Genomic DNA, 5,682 nt, shown 5'->3' on the forward strand with positions numbered 1-5,682 from the left:
AATCATTTCATCCATAGTTCTGAATCCTAGCTGAGCCATAATACCTCTTAATTCTTCAGCAATATAAAAGAAGAAATTAATTACATGTTCGGGTGTGCCTTTGAAGTTTTTTCGTAACTCTTTATCTTGGGTTGCAATACCTACAGGACAGGTATTTAAATGACATTTTCGCATCATAATACAGCCAGAAGCTACCAATGGGGCAGTGGCAAACCCAAATTCTTCAGCTCCTAATAGTGCCGCAATTGCAACGTCACGACCAGTTTTTAATTGTCCGTCGCATTCTACTACAATTCTACTTCTTAAATTATTTAACACCAATGTTTGTTGTGCTTCGGCTAAACCAAGTTCCCAAGGCAAACCTGCATGTTTTAGTGAAGTTAAAGGTGAAGCACCTGTACCACCATCATAACCTGCAATTAAAACAACATCTGCTTTTGCTTTTGCTACACCTGCAGCAATAGTACCAACACCAACTTCAGAAACCAATTTTACATTGATACGTGCTTCTCGATTGGCGTTTTTTAAATCAAAAATTAATTGCGCTAAGTCTTCAATAGAATAAATATCGTGATGTGGAGGAGGAGATATTAAACCAACATAAGGTGTAGAATTTCTGGTTGCGGCAATCCACGGTAATACTTTTTCACCAGGTAATTGACCACCTTCCCCAGGTTTTGCACCTTGTGCCATTTTAATTTGAATTTCTTCAGCATTTGTTAAATAATGAGAAGTTACTCCAAATCGCCCAGAAGCAACTTGCTTAATTGCAGAATTACGACTGTCTCCATTCATATCTTTTTGGAAACGTCTTCTGTCTTCACCACCTTCACCTGAATTACTTTTAGCTCCAATACGATTCATTGCAATGGCTAAGTTTTCATGCGCTTCTCTTGATATAGAACCATAGGACATTGCACCCGTTTTAAAACGTTTTACAATCTCAGTCCAAGGTTCAACTTCTTCAATTGGAATTGGGTCAAAGTTATTGAATTCGAATAAACCCCTAATTGTCATTAAGTGTTCTGCTTGGTCATTTACGGCTTTTGCATATTCGTCATAACTTTTTTGATCACTTAACCGAACGGCTTGTTGTAATTTAGAAATGGTTGTTGGGTTGAATAAATGTTTTTCTCCACCACGTCTCCATCTGTAATGACCACCAATATTTAAGCCTAATCTGTTTTTAATTAAAGTTTTAGGATAGGCATATTCGTATCTTTTAGAAATTTCTTTTTCAATTTCATACAATCCAATACCTTCAATTCTTGAAGTGGTGTATGGAAAGTATTTTTCAACAAATTTAGAGTTGAAACCAACAATTTCAAAAATTTGTGAACCTCTATATGAGTGTAATGTAGAGATTCCAATTTTATTCATAATTTTTAAAATACCTTGCCCAATAGCTTTGTTAAAATTGTCTACAGCTTTTTGTTCATCAATACCTGTTATAAACCCTTTTTTAACCTGAACGCGAATAAGTTCATTTACCATATATGGATTTATAGCACTAGCTCCATAACCAAATAAAGTAGCAAATTGATGCGGTTCACGTGGCTCTGCAGATTCAATAATAATATCAAAATAAGAACGTTTTCTTAATCTATTTAATGAATGATTTACATATGAACAAGCTAACAGAGAAGGGATAGGAGCAAATTCTTTACTAGCGCCTCTATCTGATAGAATAATAATATTTGTTTTGTTATCTACAGCTTTAGAAACTTGATTTACAATATCTTCCAAAGCGTCTTCTAAACCATTTAAGCCTCTTTCTTTTTTATAAAGAATTTCGATGGTAATTGATTTAAAATCATTTAGAGAGATATGTCTAATTTTTTCTAAATCATTGTTTGAGATTACTGGATTCTGAATTCGAAGTTTTCTACACTGTCGTTCAGTAATACTAAAAATATTTCTATCTTTTCCTAAATTTAAACTGATATCTGTAACAATCTCTTCTCTAATTCCATCTAAAGGTGGATTGGTAACCTGGGCAAATAGTTGTTTAAAATAGTTAGAAATTAGTTGAGGTCTATCTGATAAAACAGCAAGAGGAGTGTCAATTCCCATAGATCCTAAAGCTTCTTTACCATTTTGTGCCATAGGGGTAACAACTACTTGAATATCTTCAGTGGTATAATTAAACAAACGAGAGCGTGTTTTAAGATCTGTGTTTTCTATAGGTAAAGCCTCATTGGTATCAGGGATTTCTATTAAATTTTTACGAGTAGCATCCAACCATTTTTTATAAGGTCTTTCTGAAACAATTTTAGATTTTATTTCTTCATCGTTAATAATTCTACCTTCATTCATATCAACTAGAAACATTTTACCAGGCTCTAATCTACCATGTCTTTCAATGTCTTCAGGGGCTATATCAACTACGCCAATTTCAGAAGACATAATTAATTTTCCGCTTTTTGTAACCGTATATCTTGAAGGTCTTAATCCATTTCTATCTAATAAGGCGCCAATATAATCTCCATCTGTAAATGGAATAGAAGCTGGGCCATCCCAAGGTTCCATAATACAGGCATTGTATTCGTAAAATGCTTTTCTTTCTTCAGACATGGTTGCATGTTTTTCCCATGCTTCAGGAACCATCATCATCATTACTTCAGGTAAAGATCTACCAGATAATGCAAGTAATTCAACTACCATATCCATGGAGGCGGAATCAGATTTTCCGGGTAAAATAATTGGAAATAATTTTTCAATTTGATCACCAAATATTTCACTTTGCATAATTTCTTCACGTACACGCATTCTACCAACGTTACCTCTTAATGTGTTTATTTCTCCATTTTGACACATTAATCTAAAAGGTTGTGCTAATTCCCATGAAGGCATTGTGTTTGTTGAGAATCGTTGATGTACTAAAGCTAATCTAGTTACTAAATCTGGCTGTTGTAAATCAATAAAATAAGGACCAATATCTTCAGGCATAATAATACCTTTGTAAATTAAGGTAGTATGTGAAAAACTAGTAACATAAAAGTACGAGGTTTCAGACATTTTTGAAGCTGCAATAGTATGTTCTGTTATTTTTCGAGCTGCATATAATTTTGCTTTAAAAATATGTTCATCTTTAATGGAACCTTTGCCAACAAATATTTGATTGATAGTTGGTTCTGATGCAAGCGCAATTTCACCAAGTTGTGAAGAATCTACAGGAACTTCTCGCCACCCTAAAATTTCTAAACCTTGATTTAATATTTCTTTTTCAAAAACGTCTTTACAATAATTATACTGATTTTTATTTTTTGGAAAAAAAACCATACCAACGGCATATTCTCTTCTTGCAGGTAATTTAAATTTACAAACTCTATTAAAATATTCGTGAGGGATATCAATTAATAACCCAGCACCATCTCCTGTTTTACCATCAGAACTAACTCCACCACGATGTTCTAGTTTTACTAAAATTTCTAGTGCGTCATGTATGATTTGATTCGTTTTTTCACCTTTTAAGTTGCAAATAAAACCAGCTCCACAATTTTCATGTTCAAATTCTGGGGAGTAAAGTCCTTGTTTTTTTATCATAATATCTATTTGTAGGATATTTACAAAAATAGATAATTTATTAATGAATACTTTAAAAAATTACGAAAACGTTGTAATTATTACAGTGAAACGAATAAAACTTTGTATATAATGAATAAAATAATTTAGAAGGAATTTTTTTAGGAATTATGTAATATTAGGATGTTTCAACTACATTAAATATTTCCATAAAATTTTGACCCCTATAAAAGCTATTAATAATGCGGTACCTTTTTTAATATTTAAAGGAGAAATAAAATTAGCGCTTAATCTTGAGCCTATTTGACCACCAATAAATACAGTAAACATCAATATTATTGTAATAGTAGGCTCTATAGAAAATTCAGGATTTAAATATTGCCCACCCAAACCAGCAATAGAATTTACAAGAATAAAAAAACTTGATGTTGCAGCAATTCTTTTAGGTGTGTCCCATTTTGTTAAATGTAAAAGAGGTGCTAAAAATACACCCCCGCCAATACCTACCATTCCTGAAATAAACCCTATAAAACCTCCATAAGAAACATCTTTAGTTATGGAATTTTTAAAGTTTGATTCATTCCCTTTTTTTGAAATATATTTAGATGTCCACATTAAAATTGCAGCAAGTAAAAGAGTTAAACCTAATAAAATAAAGAAGAAAGTCTGGCTAATTTTTAGATAACCACCTAAAAAAGCAAGCGGAACACTCATTAAAACTAATGGAATTATTTTTTTCCAATTAAAAAGATTGTTTTTCATATAAATGAAAGTACCACCAGATACTACAACTATGTTGCATAATAAGGCAATTGCTCTAATATGAATAAAAGCTAATGAAGTTAATGCAAGAACAGCTAAATAACTAGACCCTCCACCAAAACCAACAGATGAGTATAAAATTGCGACTAAAAAAAACAATAAAATCACTTCCCAGTTTGAAAGCAAGGTATCTAAAAGTAAAGATATAGTCATAAATTTTAGTTTTTTGGTAAAGTTACTATTACTTTTTTTATGTAATCCGAAATTGGAGATAGTTATGATAAAAATAACTCAATTATTATTTATAAATAACTTTAGGTGAATCATTAAAAGAATGAATAAGGCTTAAAAATAATAGTATTTACCCTTTTAATCAAATAGTCATTCAGTTAAATTTATAATCTAACGATTTATAGATTGTTTAAGTATGTATTCTTAAAACTACTAAATAGACAATTTTTAGTTGATTTTTTTATGGAATAATTATAAAAAGAACTAATTTTATTTTATTATATGTTGCTAAATTAATATATTTATGCAAAATAAGTATATATGAAAATTGAATTTTGTCCAAATTGTAGCTCAAATGAATATGTTAAAAGTGGTGTAATTAAGGGTAGGCAGCGCTATAAATGTAAAAAATGCAGTTATTATTTTACAGTTAATAAACTTGGCAAAGAAATAGATTCTTATTATGTAAATAAGGCCTTGCAATTATATTTAGAAGGATTAAGTTATAGAGAAATTGAACGCATCTTAGGTATTTCTCATGTAAGTATAATTAATTGGGTAAAAAAATACAATGTTAAGCGTCCGTTCAGTATTGAATATCATTCAACTTATAAAATACTAAATGCAATTGAACTAACAAAATACTTTTCAGATAATAAAAATTTAATAGGAGCAGGTGTTATAGTAACTGAACTAGGTGATAAATATATGTTAATTCGTTGGGAGCGTTTTAAAGGATAGCTATACTTGTTTACACATATATATATAAAATTTGAGATGATTCATTTTTATTTCCATATTGTGGTGCCTAAAAATATTTTTTAGTGTATAACTTAATTAATCAACCAAATTTATTTTTATGAAAAAACAACTTTCAGTTTTGTTAATTGCTTTTTTGGGATTAACGTACTACAGTTATGGTCAGTCTACTTCTACTGAGCCAGATTTTGGGGTTAAATGGAGTGGCTTTGTTAAAACAGATTTTATGTTTGACACCCGTCAAATTGTAAATGCAAGAGAAGGCCATTTTAATATTTTACCTTCAGCAGAGAATATTGTTAATGGAGAAGATTTAAATGATCAATCAAACTTCAATATTTTAGCAATTCAATCCCGTTTAAAAGCTTCTATTTCAGGACCAGATTTTTTTGGAATGAAAACTTC

The 5,682-nt window shown here is 30.6% G+C and carries 3 protein-coding genes and 1 pseudogene; 2 read left to right on the forward strand and 2 right to left on the reverse strand.

Annotation, left to right across the window (positions count from 1 at the left end; genetic code table 11):
• Together gltB and ABY863_RS12475 are read right to left on the reverse strand one after the other, a co-directional pair.
• A partial coding sequence (gene gltB / locus ABY863_RS12470; RefSeq protein WP_372795334.1) for a glutamate synthase large subunit occupies positions 1-3,543 on the reverse strand: 3,543 nt, incomplete at its 3' end.
• A 174-nt stretch (positions 3,544-3,717) separates the two neighbouring features.
• Entirely contained in the window at positions 3,718-4,500 is a 783-nt protein-coding gene (locus tag ABY863_RS12475; RefSeq protein ID WP_372795330.1) for a sulfite exporter TauE/SafE family protein, read from the reverse strand.
• 339 nt (positions 4,501-4,839) lie between these two features.
• Between ABY863_RS12475 and ABY863_RS12480 the strand changes: the two genes are divergently transcribed.
• Positions 4,840-5,259, forward strand: a complete 420-nt coding sequence (locus ABY863_RS12480) for a hypothetical protein (protein WP_372795332.1) — start codon at positions 4,840-4,842, stop codon at positions 5,257-5,259.
• 118 nt (positions 5,260-5,377) lie between these two features.
• A pseudogene (locus ABY863_RS12485) lies at positions 5,378-5,682 on the forward strand (hypothetical protein); the annotation flags it as partial.

Origin of the sequence: Lutibacter sp. (genome assembly GCF_041562875.1) — a bacterium.
Classification (GTDB): Bacteria; Bacteroidota; Bacteroidia; order Flavobacteriales; family Flavobacteriaceae; genus Lutibacter.